An 18,424-nucleotide genomic window follows, 5' to 3' on the forward strand; every position below is an offset into this window, starting at 1 on the left:
CGCCCGCGTTCTTTGCGAGACTGTCGCCATGAAACTGCTGCTGATTGAAGACAACGACAAAACCCGCGCGTGGCTCGAAAAAGGGCTGCGGGAGGCGGGGCTGGTGGTGGACGCTGTCGCCGACGGGCGCGATGGCCTGCACCTGGCTCTGGAGCAAGACTACGCGCTGATTATCCTCGATATCATGCTGCCAGGGCTCGACGGCTGGCAGGTGTTGCGCGCGCTGCGCACCGCCAAAGCCACGCCGGTGCTCTGCCTGACGGCCAGAGATGCGGTAAGCGATCGCGTGAAAGGGCTGGAGCTGGGGGCCGATGATTATCTGGTGAAGCCCTTTTCCTTCGCCGAGCTGCTGGCGCGCGTGCGGGCGCAATTGCGCCGCCATGCGCCTGCCGCCGCGACGCTACAGGTGGCGGATCTGACGCTTGATACCGCGCGTCACGCCGCCAGCCGCGGCGGCGAGCGGATCGCGCTGACCCGCCAGGAATTTACGCTGCTGTGGCTGCTGGCAAGCCGCGTCGGGGAAATTTTGCCGCGCACGCTGATTGCCAGCGAAGTCTGGGGGATTAACTTTGACAGCGAAACCAACGTGGTGGATGTCGCCATCCGTCGCCTGCGCAAAAAAATCGACGATTCGTTCCCGCTCAAGCTGATAGAAACCGTGCGCGGCATGGGTTATCGCCTTAACGCGCCGGAGCAGAGCGATGCGTAGCCCATCGTTAACGCTGCGCCTGACGCTCATCTTCACGTTGCTGGTGGCGTTCGCCTGCGGCGTCACTGGCGTGTCGCTCTACCGCTCGTTAAGCGCCGAGCTTCTCTGGCGCGATGACCAGACGCTGCTGAACCGCGCCTCACAGCTGCGCCAACTGCTGACGGACGGCGCCGAGCCGCGCCAGCTGCCGCTCTATTTCAACAGGATGCTGGATACCCGCCAGGATCTGCTAATGATAAAACGCGCGGAGGGCGAGACGCTGGTGAACATCAACCAGGCGGGCGTCGCGCTGCCGACGCTTGCGCCCGTGCCGCCGGGGCACGGCGTTAATGAGCAGGCGCTGCACCGCTGGCAGCGGCCCGATGGCGTCTATGTCAGCGCGCTGGCGCTGACGGCGAGCGATGCGCGCGGCCCGCTCATCATCACCGTGGCGCGCGTGGCGCAGGAGCGCGCGCAGATGCTGGCCCAGTATCGCCGGGAGAGCCTGATGGTGTGCCTGCTGGCGACGCTCGCCGCCGCGCTGCTCAGCCCGTGGCTTATCCGCCGTGGCCTGCGCGCCATCGCCCGTCTCAGCGAGGCCACTGCCCGCACTGGCAGCGAAACGCTGCAACAGCCGCTCAACCTGGAAACCCTGCCGCGCGAGCTGCTGCCGCTCGGCGAGGCGCTCAATACCATGCGTCACCGTCTGGCGGAGGATTTTGCGCGGCTGACGCGTTTTGCTGACGATCTCGCCCACGAACTGCGCACGCCGGTTAACATTTTGCTGGGGCAAAATCAGGTCGCGCTGCAACGCCCGCGCAGCGTGCAGGAGTATCAGAGCCTGCTGGCCGGGAATATCGAAGAGCTGGAGCAAATGACCCGGCTGATTGAAAACATTCTGTTTCTCGCCCGCGCCGATCATCAAAACATCGCGCTGAAGCGCGAAAGGCTGGCACTTGAGCCGTTTATCCATCAGCTGACCGATTTTCTGGAGCCGCTGGCGGAAGAACAGGAGATAACGTTTAACGTGCAGGCTCAGGGTGATATTTTCGCCGATCGTCTGCTCCTCCAGCGAGCACTCACTAACCTTTTGACCAACGCACTGCGCCACGCGCCCGTTGGCAGCGAGGTGCGGATTACCGCCGTTCAGGAAGCCGGAGAAACCGTGCTCAGCGTCGCCAACCAGGGCGCGCCGATTGCGGAGGCGGAAAAGCTATTTATGCGTTTCTGGCGCGGGGATAACGCACGCCACACGCCCGGCACCGGGCTTGGGCTGGCGCTTACAGAGGCCATTGCACGCCTGCACGGCGGCGAAACGGCGGTAGACCATGAGGCGGGCTGGAACCGCTTTCGTCTGCGGTTCCCGGCGGACTGATCAGGCGAGCTTCAGCGCCGCCATCATGCCGATAATATTGGTCGCCGAATGCAGGACGATGGGTGCCAGCAGGCTGCCGGTGTGAATACGCACCTGGCAGAGAATTATCGAGAAAACAAACAGCCAGACGAAGGTGGTGGGCATCTGGTACTGCGCGTGGCCGATGGCGAAAAACAGCGACGTGCCGACCATCGCGACCGTCTGGCCGGTTTTCCCCCAGCCGATGCCCGCATTCAGCAAAAAGCCGCGGCAGATAACTTCTTCCACGACAGGTGCCAGCAGGCAGATGCAGATAGCCGTCAGCGCAAGATTAAAGGATGACATCTGTGAAAGCGTCGCGCTCCACGGCTCTTGTCTGCCGAACAGCCCGTGAATAAAAGAGAGCGCCAGCAGCGCCAGCCCCGGCCATACCAGCGACTGCACGCTCAGCCCGCCCGCAGGCAGCAGGCCGAAGCGCCTCTGGTAACGCTGCCAGCAAAACAGCGCGAACGGCAGCCAGAACACGAAATAGAGCAGCGGCGTGGCGAGCCCGGCGCGGTAAATGCTCATATAGCCCGGCAGCATCGACACCACCAGCGGCAGCATAAACCAGGCCAGCCCGACGGCAATACAGAGCAGAGTATGTTGGAATCGGTCGGCGGGCGCGTTCATCGGGACGTCCTTGTGGCTAAGGAAAGGGGGCGGGCCATTCCCGCTGCCGCGGATTATACCTGGCCTTTCCCCGCCGATAAGCTTTTTTGTGGTGGCCTGCGTTTTTGGCACAGGCCTGTACGATGGCTTACCCGCGCTCCCCGTACTGCTCGTCGGACACATGTTCAAGCCACTCCACCACGCTGCCGTCCTGCGCTTCCTGGATAGCGATATGCGTCAGCGGCGTAGTCGGGCTGGCACCATGCCAGTGTTTTTCATACGGCGGGATCCAGACCACATCGCCGGGGCGAATTTCACGAGCAGGCTCGCCCCAGGTCTGCACATAGCCGAAACCTGCGGTCACGATCAGCGTCTGGCCCAGTGGATGCGTATGCCAGGCGGTTCGCGCACCCGGTTCAAATGTGACGCTATTACCGCCAGCGCGCGCCGGGGCATTCGCCGGGAAAAGCGGATCGACACGCACCGTACCGGTAAACCAGTCTTCCGGGCCAGCGTAAGAGGCCTGGGAACCACAATAATAAATATCCGTCATAATTTAACTCCTCAGTCATGAGAACAGGCGTCTTTCACGCCAGCGTCGCGGTGTCGATGACAAAGCGATATTTCACATCGCCTTTGATCATGCGCTCCCACGCCTCGTTAATTTCATCGGCGCGGATAAGCTCAATGTCGGCGACGATACGGTGCTCGGCGCAAAAATCGAGCATTTCCTGCGTTTCCGGGATGCCGCCAATCATCGATCCCGCGATAGCGCGGCGTTTGAAAATCAGGTTAAAGACTTCCGGCGACGGATGCGGCGACGCGGGCGCGCCCACCAGCGTCATTGTGCCGTCGCGTTTTAAAAGCGCAGTGAAGGCATCCAGGTTATGCGGCGCGGCCACGGTGTTCAGGATGAAATCGAAGCTTTTGGCGTGCGCCTGCATTTCACTGGCGTTACGCGATACCACCACTTCATCGGCGCCCAGCGCTTTCGCCGCGTCGCGTTTGGATTCTGATGTGGTAAACGCCACGACCTGCGCGCCCATCACGTGCGCCAGTTTGATACCCATATGCCCAAGCCCGCCGATGCCGACGATGCCCACTTTTTTCCCTGGCCCAACTTGCCAGTGACGCAGCGGCGAATAGGTCGTAATGCCTGCACACAGTAACGGTGCGACAGCGGCGAGCTGGGATTCCGGATGACGGATGCGCAGCACATAGCGCTCATGCACGACAATTTGCTGTGAATAACCGCCAAGCGTATGGCCCGGCGCGTCCGGCGTCGGGAAGTTATAGGTGCCGATCATGTGATCGCAGTAATTCTCAAGCCCGTCATCGCACTCTTCGCAATATTTACAGCTGTCGACGATGCAGCCGACGCCCACCAGATCGCCGGGCGTAAAGCCGGTCACTTTCGTGCCGATTGCAGTGACGCGACCGACGATTTCATGGCCCGGCACGCAGGGAAATAACGTGCCCGCCCATTCGGCACGCGCCTGATGAATATCCGAGTGGCAAACGCCGCAATACGCGATGGCGATTTGCACATCGTGCTCGCCGGGTTCGCGGCGGGTAATCGTCATCGGCTCAAGCGGTTGAGTGGCGGAAAGCGCGCCAATAGCCTTAATGTGCATAACGAAACTCCTCAATGTTCAGCCTGATTACGGCTCAGATGTCAGGATGTAAATCCTGCTTTGACGTGATGGTTGTCAGTAGCGCCGCCAGCAGCAACAGCCCGGCGCTCAGAAAGAACGTGCTGCGCCAGCCGCTGTGGTCAAAAGCGAACCCGCCGAGCGTGGAGCCGAGCGCGATGGAAAGCTGAACGACTGCCACCATCAGGCCGCCTCCCGCCTCGGCGTTATCGGGCAGCGTCCGGGCGACCCATGTCCACCAGCCCACGGGCGCTGCGGTGGCGATAAGCCCCCAGCCGCACAGCAGTGCCGCAACCAGCGATACGCTGTGGCCCACGACAGTCAGCGCGACGGCAATTGCCGCCATTAAAAAAGGGATAGCAATAAGCGTCCGGTAGAAGCCTGAGCGCAGCGCACCACTAATCAGCAGCGTGCCGGTAAACCCGGCGGTGCCAATGCCAAGCAGAATGAGCGACAGTGTCGGGACACTGACGCGCGTGACGGTTTCCAGAAACGGACGCACATAGGTAAAGAGCGCGAACTGGCCCATGAAGAAAATCCCGCAGGCCGCCATGCCCACGATCACCAGCGGCTGGCGCAGCGCGCCGCCAGCACGCGCGTTGTGCCCCTGCGCAGGCATCGCAGGCAGGCTTCGCCATTGCCAGATAAAGGCGAACAGCGCGATCGGTGCGAGGCAGAAGAACGCGCCGCGCCAGCCGATCACCACGCCGAGCCAGCTGCCGAGCGGGGCGGCGATAACCGTGGCCAGCGCATTGCCGCCGTTGAAAATCGCCAGCGCGCGTGGCACCTGATGACGCGGCACCAGCCGAATCGCCGTTGCGGTGCTGAGCGACCAGAACCCGCCGATCGCTACGCCAATCAGCGCGCGGCCCGCCATATAGGTGAGGTAATCGGGCGCGAGCGCGATGACGCCGCCGGACAGCGCCATCAGCAGCGTCAGCCCCAGCAGCAAGGTCTTGCGGTTGAGATTGCCAGCGAGCCGTGACAGAAACAGGCTGGTCAGTACCGCCAGCGCGCCGGAAATCGCGATGCCCTGGCCCGCCAGTCCTTCGCTGACGCCTAAATCCTGTGATACCGGCGTCAGCAGGCTCACCGGCATAAATTCCGAGGCTACCAGCGCAAAGGCGCAGAGCGTCATTGCCAGCACGCCGCTCCAGTACGCGCGCGGGTGGGTGTCATCATGTGTTGTCGTTGTCATCTTCAACAGGCCCTGTAGCGTGATAGAGGGTGGTCCGACGCGCTGCATAGCGCGCACGCCAGCGCAGGCGCCGTAAAAATGCGGCACATGGCTGAAAACCCTGGTGTTATCGGGTGCCGGGAAACGAGCCAGAACGGGCGTTCGGCGTTTCTGGCTCCGTAAAAAGAGGCGGTGCGTAAACCTGCGCCGCGAGAGCAGAACGGATTGTTGATGAAAATTTTACACGGGTGTGTCAGGCTGACTAGCTAATGAATGCTGAACACCGTTATTAGAATTACTAATAAATCAAGGCGAGAAGCCGGGCGATGAAACGTAACCTGAACGATCTGTTTTCTTTTGTGACCGTTGCGCGCGAGGGCAGTTTTACCCGCGCTGCGGCGCAGCTAGGCGTGACGCAGTCGGCGTTAAGCCAGGCGATTGCCGGGCTGGAAAACCGGCTAAAGCTGCGTCAGCTGACGCGCACGACGCGCAGCATTTCGCTCACGACCGCAGGCGAGCGCCTGCTGGAGGCGATCGGCAACCGTTTTGATGAAATCGAAGCAGAACTCGACATGCTGAGCGCGCTGCGTGATAAGCCTGCGGGTAAGGTGCGTATTACCTGCGATCCACACGTTCTACATGCGCTCTTATTACCAAAACTTACGCCGATCTTACGCGATTACCCGGATATCGAGATGGAATTTGATGCCAACCATGGGTTTCGCAATATCGTCGCGGATCGCTTTGATGCAGGCGTGCGGCTTGGCGGTACGATCGATAAAGACATGATTGCCGTGCCGATCAGCCCGCCCATGCGGATGGCTGCCGCCGCCTCGCCGGATTACTTCGCGGCGCATCCGGTGCCGGAAACGCCGCACGATTTGGTGGCTCACAACTGCATTAACTTGCGTATGACCAGCGGAGGCGGGCTGTATGTCTGGGAATTTGATGGGCAGGACGGGCCGGTGAATGTGCGCGTTGAGGGCAAGCTTATTTTCAATACGGCTGCGCATATCGTTCATGCCGCGCTGGACGGACTCGGCATCGCCTTTCTGCCAGAAGGTGAGTTTGACGACCATTTTAAAGACGGAAAACTGGTGCGCGTGCTTGAAGCGTGGTGCGCACCGTTTCCCGGTTATTACCTTTATTATCCCAGCAGAAAGCAGCCATCTCCTGCCTTTTCGCTGGTGGTCGAAGCCCTAAAAATGACCGGCAATCGGAAAAGGTAAAGACGTGCGTCAGGCGTTCAGCCGCGCCAGCCCTGCCTGCGCGGGTGGGTAATCGCCGCACTGCGTATAACAGGCCTGCGCCTCTGTCGTCATGCCGGAGATTTCCAGGATCACCCCGATGTTGTACCAAGCCTTAAAACTGGTCACGCCCGCTTTGCTGCTCTCCGGCATGCGGGTGCAGTGTAAGAAGGTGTCTACCGCCGCCTGTAGCTGGCCGTTATTCATCAGAATCAGCGCCTTAAGAAACATAAAATCGGCGGAGGTATACCAGCGCTCGTAATCAAGAATGCTCATGGCCGCCGCGTAGTCGCCCTGATTAATCAGCGCATAGCCCAGCGTTTCGACCATCTCTTCGACATACTCCAGCGCCACGTTCGGTTCATAGCTCAGCGCCTTGCGAAACGACTCTGCCGCCGGGGCATAGTCGCGTTTGAGAAAATGGCTTTTGCCTAGCTGAAACCAGAGATACGGATCGTCCGGCTGCGTCTGCAATGCCCGCTCCAGCAGGCGAATGTTGCGGGTAATTTTATCCGTCTCCTGCAACACCGCTTTTTTGTAGCCGACATGATCGAGCGTCACGGGCACCGGGAACATGTCGCCCGGCGCGTGGCTCTCGCGCGGCGTCACCTGCTCGTGGATCACGCCCTGATAGTGATAACGCGCCTTCGGGAACAGGCGCGACACGCGCTCACGCAGGGTGGTGACGCCCTCGGCTTCGTCAATATAGTTAATTCGCTCCACGCGCCCCACGCCCTCCGGGTGCGCATGGATAAGCGCCTGTAGCGCCGGGATATCCACCGCTGTTATAGATTCATCGGCATCAATCACCAGCACCCAGTCATAACGGGCGTACGCCAGCGAGGCGTTGCGCGCCGCCGCGAAATCATCCACCCACGCGAAGTCATACACTTTGTCGGTAAAGCGTTGTGCAACGGCTTTGGTGTCGTCCTGCGATCCGGTATCGACAATCACGATATCGTCGAAATGCGCGGCGACGGAGGCGAGGGTATCGGCAAGATGCTTTGCCTCGTTTTTCACAATCATACAGATGGAAATCATAGCGTCAGGCTCAGGCGGTTCAGGCGGCTTCGGGGGAATTCACGATACCAGAGGTATCGGCGGCGGGCGGCAATTTTTTAGCGGCGCCTGCCAGCGCGTCAGCGCCGTCTATTATTAACTCTCCGTTATAAAAAAAGCCGCGCGGCATCGTAGCGGCAACACTCTTTTCACGTTGACAATACTGGAGGCCTGGCATGAGCAACCACGGCGATGAAACACACCACGGGCATCTGCGCGATGCAGGCGGCCCGCCGCCGCAATATGTCCCGCTGAGGCTGACGGTGAATGGCGAAACCCGGCAGTTGGAGGTCGACACCCGCACCACGCTGCTGGACGCGCTGCGTGAGCATCTGGCGCTGACGGGCACCAAGAAAGGCTGCGATCACGGCCAGTGCGGCGCGTGTACGGTCATCATTGACGGACGGCGCGTGAATTCGTGCCTGACGCTGGCGGTAATGCACCAGGACGCCGACGTCACGACCATTGAGGGCCTGGGAACGCCGGATAACCTGCATCCGATGCAGGCGGCGTTTGTGGAGCATGACGGTTTTCAGTGCGGCTACTGCACGCCGGGGCAGATCTGCTCCTCGGTCGCGATGCTCAAGGAAATCGAAGCGGGCATTCCAAGCCATGTGACGCACGATTTAGTCTCGCCCCCCGAAATGACCGCCGATGAAATTCGCGAGCGCATGAGCGGCAATATCTGCCGCTGCGGCGCGTATGCCAACATTCTTGCTGCGATCGAAGATGTCGCCGGGAGTGAATCCTCATGAAAGCTTTTACTTACGAGCGCGCCGCGACGCCCGCAGAGGCGGCGGCCAGCGCGCAGCGCACGCCGGGCGCAAAATTCATCGCGGGCGGCACGAATTTGCTCGATCTGATGAAACTGGAGATAGAAACGCCGGTACATCTGATAGACGTTAACGGTCTCGCGCTGGATACAATTGAGCCGACAGAAAACGGCGGTTTGCGGATTGGCGCGCTGGTGCGCAACACCGATCTGGCGGCAGATGACCGCGTGCGCCGCGACTACGCCGTGCTCTCACGCGCGCTGCTGGCCGGCGCGTCCGGGCAGTTACGCAACCGGGCGACGACCGCCGGGAATCTCTTGCAGCGCACCCGTTGTCCCTATTTCTACGATACCAACCAGGCGTGCAATAAGCGTCAGCCTGGTAGCGGCTGCGCTGCCATGCAGGGTTACAGCCGCCAGTTAGCCGTGGTAGGCGCGAGCGACGCCTGTATCGCCACGCACCCGAGCGATATGGCGGTCGCCATGCGCCTGCTGGACGCGGTGGTGGAAACCATCAACCCGAACGGCCAGGCGCGCCGTATTCCGGTCGCGGAGTTTTACCGCGCGCCTGGCGATACGCCGCATCTGGAAACGGCGCTTGAGCCCGGCGAATTCATTACGGCTGTCACCCTGCCGCCGCCGGTGGGTGGAGCGCATATCTACCGCAAAGTGCGCGACCGCGCCTCTTACGCGTTTGCACTGGTGTCGGTGGCGGCGATTGTGCAGCCGGACGGCACCGGGCGCGTGGCGGTGGGCGGCGTGGCGCATAAACCCTGGCGGCTCGATGCCGCGGATGCCCAGGTTCCGCACGGCGCGCAGGCGGTGTATGACGCGCTATTCGCCGATGCGCAGCCGACCGCGGAAAACGCATTCAAGCTGGTGCTGGCGAAACGCACCATCGCCTCGGTACTGACACAAGCGAGGGCAGGCTGATGAAATTTGAAAAACCGGCAACAGAAAACCCGATCGACCAGCAGAAAGTGGTCGGACGGCCGCGCGATCGTATCGACGGCCCGCTGAAAACCTCAGGCCAGGCCACTTACGCCTATGAGTGGCACGATGAAGCGCCGAACGCCGCTTATGGTCACGTGGTAGGCTCCGCCATCGCCAAAGGGCGCATCGTCGCGATGAATATCCAGGCGGCGCAACAGGCGCCCGGCGTGCTGGCCGTGGTGACGGCGGAAAACGCCGCCCTGCCCGGTAAGGGCGACATGAACGCGGCAACACTGCTGGGTGGCCCGGACATCGAGCACTATCACCAGGCCATCGCGCTGGTGGTGGCGGAAACGTTCGAACAAGCGCGCGCGGCGGCCGGACTGATTACCGTGGAGTATGAAGAAGCGCCGGGGCATTACGATCTGGCGGAGGAAAAGCCGTCGGTGACCACGCCGCCGGAGGATACGCCCGATAAAATCGTTGGCGATTTTAACAGCGCTTTTGAAAGCGCCGCCGTGCAGCTCGATGCCACGTACACCACGCCGGATCAAAGCCATATGGCGATGGAGCCGCACGCGTCCATGGCGACGTGGGAAGGCGATAAACTCACGCTCTGGACGTCCAGCCAGATGATTAACTGGTGGCGCGGCGATCTCGCCAAAACGCTCGGTATTCCTGTTGAAAATATCCGCGTGCGTTCGCCGTTTATCGGCGGCGGCTTTGGCAGCAAACTCTTTTTGCGCAGCGACGCGGTGCTGGCGACGCTCGGCGCCCGCGCAACGCAACGCCCTGTGAAAGTGATGCTGCCGCGCCCCTTTATTCCCAATAACACCACCCACCGCCCGGCCACGATCCAGCGGGTGCGCATCGGCGCGCACAACGACGGGCGCATCACGGCCATCGCCCATGAAAGCTGGTCCGGCAACCTGCCGGGCGGCCCGACGGAGACGGCGACCAACCAGACGGAGCTGCTCTACGCAGGCGCGAACCGCCACACCGGGCTGCGGCTGGCGGAGCTGGATCTGCCCGAGGGCAACTCCATGCGCGCGCCTGGCGAAGCGCCAGGCATGATGGTGCTGGAGATCGCGATGGATGAGATGGCCGAAAAACTTGGCATCGATCCGGTGGAGTTTCGCATTATCAACGACACGCAAGTCGACCCGGCGCACCCGGAGCGCTTTTTCTCGCGCCGCCAGCTGGTGGAGTGTCTGCGAACCGGGGCGGCGCATTTCGGCTGGCATCAGCGCAACCCACAACCGGCGCAGGTGCGCGAAGGCGACTGGCTGATTGGGCTCGGTATGGCAGCGGGGTTTCGTAATAACCTGGTGACCAAATCGGGCGCGCGCGTGCATCTGGACGCGCAGGGCCACGTCACCGTGGAAACGGACATGACGGATATCGGCACCGGCAGCTATACCATCATCGCGCAAACCGCCGCTGAAATGATGGGCGTGCCGCTGGAGCGAGTGACGGTGCGCCTGGGCGATTCCGATTACCCCATCTCTTCCGGCTCGGGCGGGCAGTGGGGCGCGAACAGCTCCACGGCGGGCGTGTACGCGGCGTGCGTCAAACTGCGCGAAGCGGTCGCCAATAAGCTTGGTTTTGACCCGAACCGCGCTGAATTCTTCGATGGCAATATTCAGGGCGATGGGCGCATCGCGGCGCTCGCCGATGCCGCCGCTGACGGCACGCTGACGGTTGAAGACACCATGGAATATGGCGATCTCGATAAACAGTTCCAGCAGTCGACCTTCGCCGGACATTTTGTGGAAGTGGCCGTCGAGGCGAACACCGGCGAAGTGCGCGTGCGCCGGATGCTGGCGGTCTGCGCCGCCGGGCGCATTCTCAACCCGAAAACCGCGCGCAGCCAGGTCATTGGCGCGATGACGATGGGGCTTGGCGGGGCGCTGATGGAAGAGCTGTTCGTCGATACGCGGCGCGGCTTTTTCGTTAATCACGACATGGCGCTCTATGAAGTGCCGGTTCACGCCGATATCCCGACGCAGGAGGTGATTTTCCTGGAAGACACAGACCCGGTGTCGTCACCGATGAAAGCTAAAGGCGTGGGCGAGCTGGGCCTGTGCGGCGTCAGCGCCGCCATTGCGAACGCGATTTACAACGCCACCGGCGTGCGCGTGCGCGATTACCCCATCACGCTGGATAAGCTGCTTGAAGGGCTGCCAGAGATGGCATAAGGACGTGACGGCTGGCGGCCACGCGTCGCCAGCCGCACCCGATCGCCGTTTAACAGAAGGATGAAAAAAGGTGCTGCAACAACCCCTGCTGACAGAACAGGCGCGTCCTGAGGCGGCGTTTCTGACTGATGACAGCACCGCGATTTTGCGCTTTGCGGCGCAGGCGCTGCGCGCCGGTATGGCCGCCGCGCTGGTCACGCTGGTGGAGATCCGCGGCGCCTCGTCACGGGCGCTCGGTGCGCAGATGGCCGTGCGCGACGATGGCGCATATTGCGGATTTGTCTCCGGCGGCTGCGTGGAGGCGGCCGCCGCTTTCGAGGCGCTGGAGGCGATCGCCTGCTGCGAAGACCGCCTGGTGAAATATGGCGACGGCTCGCCCTATTTCGATATTGTGCTGCCGTGTGGCGGCGGCATTACGCTCGCGATCCACCCGTTACGTGAGGCGACGCCGCTGCTGGCGGTGCTGAACGCCCTTTCGCAGCGCAAAGCGGCCGGGCTGCGTTATCACCCTTCCTCCCAGACGTTGCAAAGCGTGCTGCCGGTACAAAAGACCGGCTGGCGCGACGACGCCTTTGACGTGCGCTACACGCCCTGCACGCAGGTCATTATTTTTGGCCGCTCCGTGGAGGCCGAGACCACCGCCACAATCGCACGGGCGGCAGGTTACGACGTGCTGATGAATGACGGCGTCAATCCGCAGACTGCTTGTGCGCAGATGGACGCCGATACCGCCGTGATCGTGCTTTTTCACGATCTTGATCGCGAGTTACCGGTAATTGAGGCGGCGCTTTCTGACGCGCCGTTTTACATCGGCGCGCTCGGCAGCCAGCGCACCCATGCCGCACGCACCGTGGCGCTGCGCGAGCGGGGCTTTAGCGAGCAGGATATCGCCCGCATTAAAGCGCCGATCGGGATCTTCCCGAAAGCCCGCGACGCGCAGTCGCTGGCGCTGTCGATTCTTGCTGATATTGCGGCGGCGCGACTCAACCGTAAGGCCGCAGGCTGATGCCCGAAGCACAGCCGGTCATCATTATTCTCGCCGCCGGAAAGGGTGAACGCTTTCGCGCGGGCGGCGGAACCACGCACAAGCTGGAGGCGTTGCTGGCGGGCAAACCGGTGCTGCAACACGTACTGGCGGCGGCGCAAGCTTCTGGCCTGCCGTGGCATCTGGTCAGGCCGCAAGGCGGCACCCGTGGCATGGGCGAGTCCATCGCGCTCGGCTTGAAGGCGACGCCAGACGCCGCTGGCTGGCTCATTCTGCCGGGCGATCTGCCGCTCATAACGGCCGCGTCGTTGAAACACGTAGCCCAGGCGCTGAATGAAAAGCCCGTCGTGGTGCCGCACTTCCAGCAGCGGCACGGCCACCCGGTCGGCTTCCGGCGTGAGTATTTTGATTCTCTTGCCCGGCTTACTGGCGATGAGGGCGCCAAAGCGGTTGTGCAGGCGGCAAGAGCGCGCGCAGATGTGTTGACGCTTACGTTAAACGACCCGGGCATCGTGCAGGATATCGATGTGCCTGAGGATTTAGCAGCGGCGGAACACGATAAAAATAACGCCGTACAGATTTTACGAACACGCTGGTGAAATGCGTAAAATCTGACGGCGTTTCGCGCTTACGCGGCCAGCTTATTTAACGCGTCGAGGGTTTCCTGAGAGAGCGTTAATTCCGTGGCCTTACTGTTTTCATGGAAATGCACGGCTGACGACGTACCCGGAATTAATAAAATATTCTCCGCGCGGTTTAACAGCCAGGCGAGCGCCACCTGCATCGGCGTCGCCGATAATTGCGTTGCGATAGTCTCAAGCGTTGAGGACTGCAACGGTGAGAATCCGCCTAACGGGAAAAACGGCACATAGGCAATCCCGGCGGCGGCCAGTTCATCAATTAACGCCTCATCGCGACGGTGAACGATGTTATACATATTCTGCACGCAGCTTATCGGCGTTATCTGCCGCGCCTGCGCAACCTGTTTCTGCGTGACGTTACTTAAGCCGATATGTTTAATCAGCCCCTGCTCTTTTAATTTCACCAGGGCCGTGAGCGGCGCTTCGATAGATCCTTCCGCCGGGCCGTGGACATCAAACATCACGCGAAAATTGACGACATCCAGCGCGTCGAGCTTCAGGTTGCGCAAATTATCGTGAACGGCTTGCGTTAATTCTTCAGCCGAAAATGCCGGGTTCCACGAGGCATCATTTCCGCGTGTCGCACCGACTTTAGTTACAATCGTCAGGTCGTCGCGGTAAGGGTATAACGCTTCGCAAATCAGTTGATTCGTAATGTGCGGCCCGTAAAAATCGCTGGTATCAATATGATTAACGCCCGCCTCAACGGCCGCGCGTAATACGCTGAGGGCCGCGTTTTTATCTTTCGGCGGGCCAAATACGCCTGAGCCTGCGAGCTGCATCGCGCCATATCCAAACCGTCTGACTTCTCGGCTGCCGAGTTTATACGTACCGCTTTTTTCAATAGTGTTCATGACGACCTGCTTGCTGTATCGGTGTGAAGGAAGTATTAGTATATGAAGCATCCTTCAGTTTAAGAATTCGCATTCCATGAAGACCACCGCAGCACCGCTCAGCCCGCGTAAAACCCCGATCCAGCGCCGTTCCGTGGCGACGGTGGAGGCGCTTCATACGGCAACTATTCAGGTTTTAGTGACCGAAGGACTCAGCCGTTGCACCACCACGCGCGTCGCCAGCCGCGCCGGAATGTCGGTCGGGAGTCTTTATCAGTATTACCCTAACCGCGACGCGCTGCTTTCCGGCGTGCTGGAATTACACTTAACCAAAATCGCCGACGCGCTCGAAGCCGCGTGTATTTCCGTGCGCGGCAAACCCGTCGGGGAAATGGCCTGTGCGATGGTGCAGGCTTTTCTGAGCCTGAAATTAGCCAATCCTGATGAATCAAAAGCGCTGTATGGCGTGGCGGCAGAGCGCGACGGCGCGCGTCTGATGGGCGTGATGTACCAGCGAATGGTGAATGATATTGCGCAAACGCTTGTTACCGCGCCGGATAATACTTTCCCCGACCCGGTATTCACCGCCCATCTGGCGCTGGGTGTAATTAGCGGGCCGACTAAGGCGTTTCTCGAAGGGTTTATTCCACACGACTATACCGGGCAATTCCAGATGCATTTGTCGCGGTTGTTAGGGGGTTATTTGAAGGGATGACATGAATCATTAATTATGAAAGTGTATTAATTTATGCTTGATATCAAAACTATGAATACCTATTGCATTTTTTAATCTTCATCAAAGATAACTTAATTAAATAACAACTCCTTTTTACTTCTTGTGTCGTATAGCGGTAAATAACCGTTATTGATGTCGTGTTCTATTCAATGACGCAATGAAAAGCTTTATGTCATCGATATGATTTAATAAAGGAGTTCATTATGGCTGTCCCGGCACATTTATGGCTTTATGACGCCTCAGGCGCATTAATTTGCGGTGGCTCAGAGGTGATGGGCCGCGAGGGGAGTATAGAGGTTCAGAGCTTTGGTCATGGTTTGTCTGTACCTTACGATGGGAATACCGGCAAACTAACAGCAACACGCGTTCATAATCTGATGAACATAGAAAAGGAATTTGATAAATCCTCTCCTTATCTTTATCGTGCAGTCGCTACCAGTGAAAAACTACAGCGAGCTATCATTCGCTGGTATCGAATTAACCACGCGGGTATGGAAGAAGAATTTTTCCAGATGATACTGGAAGATGTAAGAATTACTGGTATCCATCCCAATATGCAAAACTTTAAACACCCGGAAGGGTTGCTTTCCACTCCGGTGGAGTCCGTAGGGTTGATATACAGCAAAATAACCTGGAAATACCTGAACGGGAATATCCAATATACGGATGCCTGGAACAGCCAGATGTATGCTTAGGATAGCGCTATGATCAATTGTGAACTTAACTACAATGAGAAAACCGCAGACGGCAAACTCTTATTGCGTTGCGCTGGTGTCGGCGTTTTTCCTGTGTTTTCTGGGCTTGGCAGTTATAAAAATGTGCTTGAGTTTTCTGGAAGACGTAACGGGCCTATTCCATTGGGGAAATACTGGATAGTCGATCGTCCACGAGGTGGACCGTATTCGAGATTTCGGACATGGCAAAAAGAAAGATCCACAGGTAATGTCTACGATGAATGGTTCGCTTTGTTTAGGCAAGATGGGTTCCTTGACGACACAACTGTTGTCGGAGGGACATCCCGTAAAAGTTTTAGACTTCATCCCTTAAGAATGGATGGGACTGGCGTTTCGGATGGGTGTATAACCTTTTATAAAAGAACTGATTTTTATACTTTGAGAACAGCATTGTTAAATACAATGAAATATGTTGTTTACTGTAACGGACTTGAGGCCTATGGCGATATTAATGTTATAGGAATGCCTTATGCCAACACGTTTTAAATCTTTTATGAAAAAGTTATTGCAATTAATGATATTAATTGTTATCCCCCCGGTAAATATAATTTTTATGGGAACAGGAACCTATGGTGGTGGACTACCGCCGCTCTTTGTAATGGTTTCACTGCTTTTCTTTAATATTTTCTTGTGGGGTTTAATCATCAGACTAATGAACATCTGGTCATGGTATAAACTTATTAAAGGAAGCGTTTATTATTTTTGTTTTCTGGTTATCATTATTTTTTCTGATGTTGGATATTATTCTGGGTACCTGGCCTGGTATCTTGTAAGCCATTATTCGTCCGCGGAAAGGTTTACAGAAATTGAAAGTCAGATCGATTTTTTAGAGGGATTGTTTTTTGTCAGCTCCACAACGGTTATGGCGTTAATTATTTCAGCTGCGCTTATCGCTGTGGCGGATAAAATAATGAATAAAAGACAAGCCATCAAAATGAGGTTCAGAAGCGACTAATCACAAAGGGGGTAGGCATTTTGGCGGAAGATCACAGGAGTCGAACCTGCCCGGGACCGCTGGCGGCCCCAACTGGATTTGAAGTCCAGCCGCCTCACCGGAGACGACGATCTTCCGCGCCTGCATTGCTACATGGAGGCCGGCGCATTATAGGCGCGTTTCAGACGCTTACCAATACCCCCGTCACACTCTTTTTTCGCCCTTTCGATGCCCGTTATGCGGTTTTGCTTAAGTGTTTTTCCGTTGTTACGGGCTACAAGAATTATTCATTCGTTGCATCAGCAGGTTATCGCGATCACAGAAAGCAAGAATCATAAATAAATAACCAGAAAACAGAATTTCTGGCGGTTCCGAACGGCGCTAAAAACTTAAGTGAAATTTCGCGTATCGCCGGAGGACCACCGAATGAGTGAGCAAGCGCTTTCCGTGAAGGAGAAGATTGGCTACGGCATGGGAGATGCCGCAAGCCATATCGTTTTTGATAACGTCATGCTTTACATGATGTTTTTCTACACCGACATCTTCGGCATTCCCGCCGGGTTTGTCGGCACGATGTTTTTACTGGCCCGCGCGCTTGATGCCATCTCCGATCCGGCGATGGGACTTATCGCCGACCGCACCCGCAGCCGTTGGGGCAAATTCCGCCCGTGGGTGCTATTTGGCGCGCTGCCATTCGGCGTGGTGTGCGTGTTCGCCTACAGCACGCCGGAGCTCAGTCTTAGCGGCAAAATGATCTACGCCGCTGTCACTTATACGCTGCTCACGCTGATGTACACGGTCGTGAACATTCCTTACTGCGCGCTGGGTGGCGTGATTACCAGCGATCCGCAGCAGCGTATTTCGCTGCAATCCTGGCGCTTTGTGCTGGCGACGGCGGGCGGCATGCTCTCGACGGTACTGATGATGCCGCTGGTGAATTTTTTCGGCGGTGAAGATAAAGCGTTCGGCTTTCAGGCAGGGATTGCGGTGCTTGCCGCCGTGGCGTTTCTGATGCTCGCGTTTTGCTTCTTCACCACTAAAGAACGCGTCGAGGCGCCGCCGAATACTTCCACCATGCGTGAAGACCTGCGCGATATCCTGCAAAACGATCAGTGGCGCGTCGTGGGCGTGCTGACCATTCTCAATATCCTCGCCGTCTGCGTGCGTGGCGGGGCAATGATGTATTACGTCACCTGGATTATGGGCGATGCCGCGCTCTTCTCCTGGTTCCTCGGCCTTTACTGCGTCGGCAATCTTTTTGGCAGCGCGCTTGCCAAACCGCTGACGGACTGGAAGTGCAAGGTCAGTGTTTTCTGGTGGACCAACGCCGCGCTGGCCGTGCTGAGTGTCGCCATGTTCTTCGTGCCAATGAGCGCCACCGTCGTTATGTTCGTTTTTATCTCCGTTATTGGCGTCCTGCACCAGCTGGTGACACCCATTCAGTGGGTCATGATGTCCGATACGGTCGATTACGGCGAATGGCGCAACGGTAAGCGTCTCACCGGGATTAGCTTCGCAGGCACGCTGTTTGTGCTGAAGCTCGGCCTGGCGCTGGGCGGCGCGCTGATTGGCTGGATGCTGGCAGGTGGCGGGTATGACGCTGCTGCGAAAACCCAGAACAGCACCACGCTCACCATCATCGTTTCGCTCTTCACGCTCGCGCCGGGCATCTGCTACGTGCTGAGCGCCATCATCGCGAAGCGTTACTACACGCTGAAGACCCCGTTTTTGAAAAACATTCTTGCAGAGCTGGCGAAGAGCGCGCGCCATAACCAGCGGGAATTTGAAACATTGCCGGTCAGTAAGACATTCCAGAAATCGAAGGGGTAA

Annotated in this window: 19 protein-coding genes and 1 tRNA gene; 13 read left to right on the forward strand and 7 right to left on the reverse strand. The window is 58.5% G+C overall.

What is annotated here, in order from left to right; genetic code table 11:
* The first annotated feature begins 28 nt into the window (after positions 1-28).
* Together hprR and CSK29544_RS05265 are read left to right on the forward strand one after the other, a co-directional pair.
* Positions 29-709, forward strand: a complete 681-nt coding sequence (gene hprR / locus CSK29544_RS05260) for a response regulator transcription factor HprR (protein WP_029039184.1) — start codon at positions 29-31, stop codon at positions 707-709.
* Positions 702-2,063, forward strand: coding sequence for a heavy metal sensor histidine kinase (locus CSK29544_RS05265; protein ID WP_029039185.1), 1,362 nt, complete (start codon positions 702-704; stop codon positions 2,061-2,063). The genes hprR and CSK29544_RS05265 overlap by 8 nt, the downstream gene beginning before the upstream one ends.
* On the opposite strand, the gene CSK29544_RS05270 is transcribed toward CSK29544_RS05265, so the two are convergent.
* From CSK29544_RS05270 to CSK29544_RS05285, 4 genes are all read right to left on the reverse strand, one after another.
* Positions 2,064-2,714: a CPBP family intramembrane glutamic endopeptidase gene (locus CSK29544_RS05270; protein ID WP_007895505.1), complete on the reverse strand. Its 651-nt coding sequence runs from the start codon at positions 2,712-2,714 to the stop codon at positions 2,064-2,066. It abuts the gene before it with no gap.
* Positions 2,715-2,841: 127 nt separating this feature from the next.
* Positions 2,842-3,246: a (R)-mandelonitrile lyase gene (locus CSK29544_RS05275; protein WP_007895508.1), complete on the reverse strand. Its 405-nt coding sequence runs from the start codon at positions 3,244-3,246 to the stop codon at positions 2,842-2,844.
* Positions 3,247-3,280: 34 nt separating this feature from the next.
* Positions 3,281-4,327 (reverse strand): NAD(P)-dependent alcohol dehydrogenase, encoded by a 1,047-nt coding sequence (locus CSK29544_RS05280; RefSeq protein ID WP_007895510.1) that lies wholly within the window; start codon positions 4,325-4,327, stop codon positions 3,281-3,283.
* Positions 4,328-4,361: 34 nt separating this feature from the next.
* A complete protein-coding gene (locus CSK29544_RS05285; protein WP_007895512.1) occupies positions 4,362-5,630 on the reverse strand; it encodes an MFS transporter in 1,269 nt (422 codons plus the stop codon).
* Between the two features lie 218 nt (positions 5,631-5,848).
* Here CSK29544_RS05285 and CSK29544_RS05290 point away from each other — a divergent pair, with 218 nt between their 5' ends.
* Positions 5,849-6,751 carry a LysR family transcriptional regulator gene (locus tag CSK29544_RS05290; protein ID WP_007895514.1) on the forward strand — a complete coding sequence of 301 codons (903 nt, stop codon included), beginning with the start codon at positions 5,849-5,851 and terminating at the stop codon, positions 6,749-6,751.
* A gap of 9 nt (positions 6,752-6,760) precedes the next feature.
* Here CSK29544_RS05290 and CSK29544_RS05295 read toward each other — a convergent pair whose 3' ends face one another.
* Positions 6,761-7,810, reverse strand: coding sequence for a glycosyltransferase family 2 protein (locus CSK29544_RS05295; RefSeq protein WP_007895517.1), 1,050 nt, complete (start codon positions 7,808-7,810; stop codon positions 6,761-6,763).
* A 194-nt stretch (positions 7,811-8,004) separates the two neighbouring features.
* Here CSK29544_RS05295 and paoA point away from each other — a divergent pair, with 194 nt between their 5' ends.
* The 5 genes from paoA to CSK29544_RS05320 all read left to right on the forward strand — a co-directional run bounded on the left by paoA (position 8,005) and on the right by CSK29544_RS05320 (position 13,315).
* A complete protein-coding gene (gene paoA, locus CSK29544_RS05300; RefSeq protein ID WP_007895521.1) occupies positions 8,005-8,583 on the forward strand; it encodes an aldehyde dehydrogenase iron-sulfur subunit PaoA in 579 nt (192 codons plus the stop codon).
* Positions 8,580-9,533, forward strand: a complete 954-nt coding sequence (locus CSK29544_RS05305; protein ID WP_007895524.1) for an FAD binding domain-containing protein — start codon at positions 8,580-8,582, stop codon at positions 9,531-9,533. The genes paoA and CSK29544_RS05305 overlap by 4 nt, the downstream gene beginning before the upstream one ends.
* The gene (gene paoC, locus CSK29544_RS05310) at positions 9,533-11,731 is read left to right on the forward strand and encodes an aldehyde oxidoreductase molybdenum-binding subunit PaoC (RefSeq protein ID WP_007895528.1); all 2,199 of its coding nucleotides are present in this window, start codon (positions 9,533-9,535) and stop codon (positions 11,729-11,731) included. The genes CSK29544_RS05305 and paoC overlap by 1 nt, the downstream gene beginning before the upstream one ends.
* Positions 11,732-11,801: 70 nt before the next feature.
* The gene (locus CSK29544_RS05315) at positions 11,802-12,737 is read left to right on the forward strand and encodes an XdhC family protein (RefSeq protein ID WP_007895531.1); all 936 of its coding nucleotides are present in this window, start codon (positions 11,802-11,804) and stop codon (positions 12,735-12,737) included.
* Positions 12,737-13,315, forward strand: a complete 579-nt coding sequence (locus CSK29544_RS05320) for a nucleotidyltransferase family protein (RefSeq protein ID WP_007895533.1) — start codon at positions 12,737-12,739, stop codon at positions 13,313-13,315. The genes CSK29544_RS05315 and CSK29544_RS05320 overlap by 1 nt, the downstream gene beginning before the upstream one ends.
* Positions 13,316-13,344: 29 nt before the next feature.
* Here the strand turns inward: CSK29544_RS05320 and CSK29544_RS05325 are convergent, their stop codons facing one another.
* Positions 13,345-14,211: an aldo/keto reductase family oxidoreductase gene (locus tag CSK29544_RS05325; RefSeq protein WP_029039186.1), complete on the reverse strand. Its 867-nt coding sequence runs from the start codon at positions 14,209-14,211 to the stop codon at positions 13,345-13,347.
* A gap of 76 nt (positions 14,212-14,287) precedes the next feature.
* On the opposite strand from CSK29544_RS05325, the gene CSK29544_RS05330 reads away from it, so the two are divergent.
* The 4 genes from CSK29544_RS05330 (at position 14,288) to CSK29544_RS05340 (ending at position 16,615) form a co-directional block, all read left to right on the forward strand.
* The gene (locus CSK29544_RS05330; RefSeq protein WP_007895539.1) at positions 14,288-14,905 is read left to right on the forward strand and encodes a TetR/AcrR family transcriptional regulator; all 618 of its coding nucleotides are present in this window, start codon (positions 14,288-14,290) and stop codon (positions 14,903-14,905) included.
* Positions 14,906-15,129: 224 nt separating this feature from the next.
* The gene (locus CSK29544_RS05335) at positions 15,130-15,621 is read left to right on the forward strand and encodes an Hcp family type VI secretion system effector (RefSeq protein WP_029039187.1); all 492 of its coding nucleotides are present in this window, start codon (positions 15,130-15,132) and stop codon (positions 15,619-15,621) included.
* Between the two features lie 9 nt (positions 15,622-15,630).
* The gene (locus CSK29544_RS22470) at positions 15,631-16,146 is read left to right on the forward strand and encodes a DUF2778 domain-containing protein (RefSeq protein ID WP_071601432.1); all 516 of its coding nucleotides are present in this window, start codon (positions 15,631-15,633) and stop codon (positions 16,144-16,146) included.
* Positions 16,130-16,615 (forward strand): hypothetical protein, encoded by a 486-nt coding sequence (locus CSK29544_RS05340; protein WP_029039188.1) that lies wholly within the window; start codon positions 16,130-16,132, stop codon positions 16,613-16,615. The genes CSK29544_RS22470 and CSK29544_RS05340 overlap by 17 nt, the downstream gene beginning before the upstream one ends.
* 21 nt (positions 16,616-16,636) lie before the next feature.
* On the opposite strand, the gene CSK29544_RS05345 is transcribed toward CSK29544_RS05340, so the two are convergent.
* Positions 16,637-16,731 (reverse strand) — tRNA-Sec (locus CSK29544_RS05345).
* Between the two features lie 289 nt (positions 16,732-17,020).
* Here CSK29544_RS05345 and CSK29544_RS05350 point away from each other — a divergent pair.
* Positions 17,021-18,424: a glycoside-pentoside-hexuronide family transporter gene (locus CSK29544_RS05350; RefSeq protein WP_007895543.1), complete on the forward strand. Its 1,404-nt coding sequence runs from the start codon at positions 17,021-17,023 to the stop codon at positions 18,422-18,424.

It is taken from the genome of Cronobacter sakazakii, from assembly GCF_000982825.1.
Lineage (GTDB): Bacteria > Pseudomonadota > Gammaproteobacteria > Enterobacterales > Enterobacteriaceae > Cronobacter > Cronobacter sakazakii.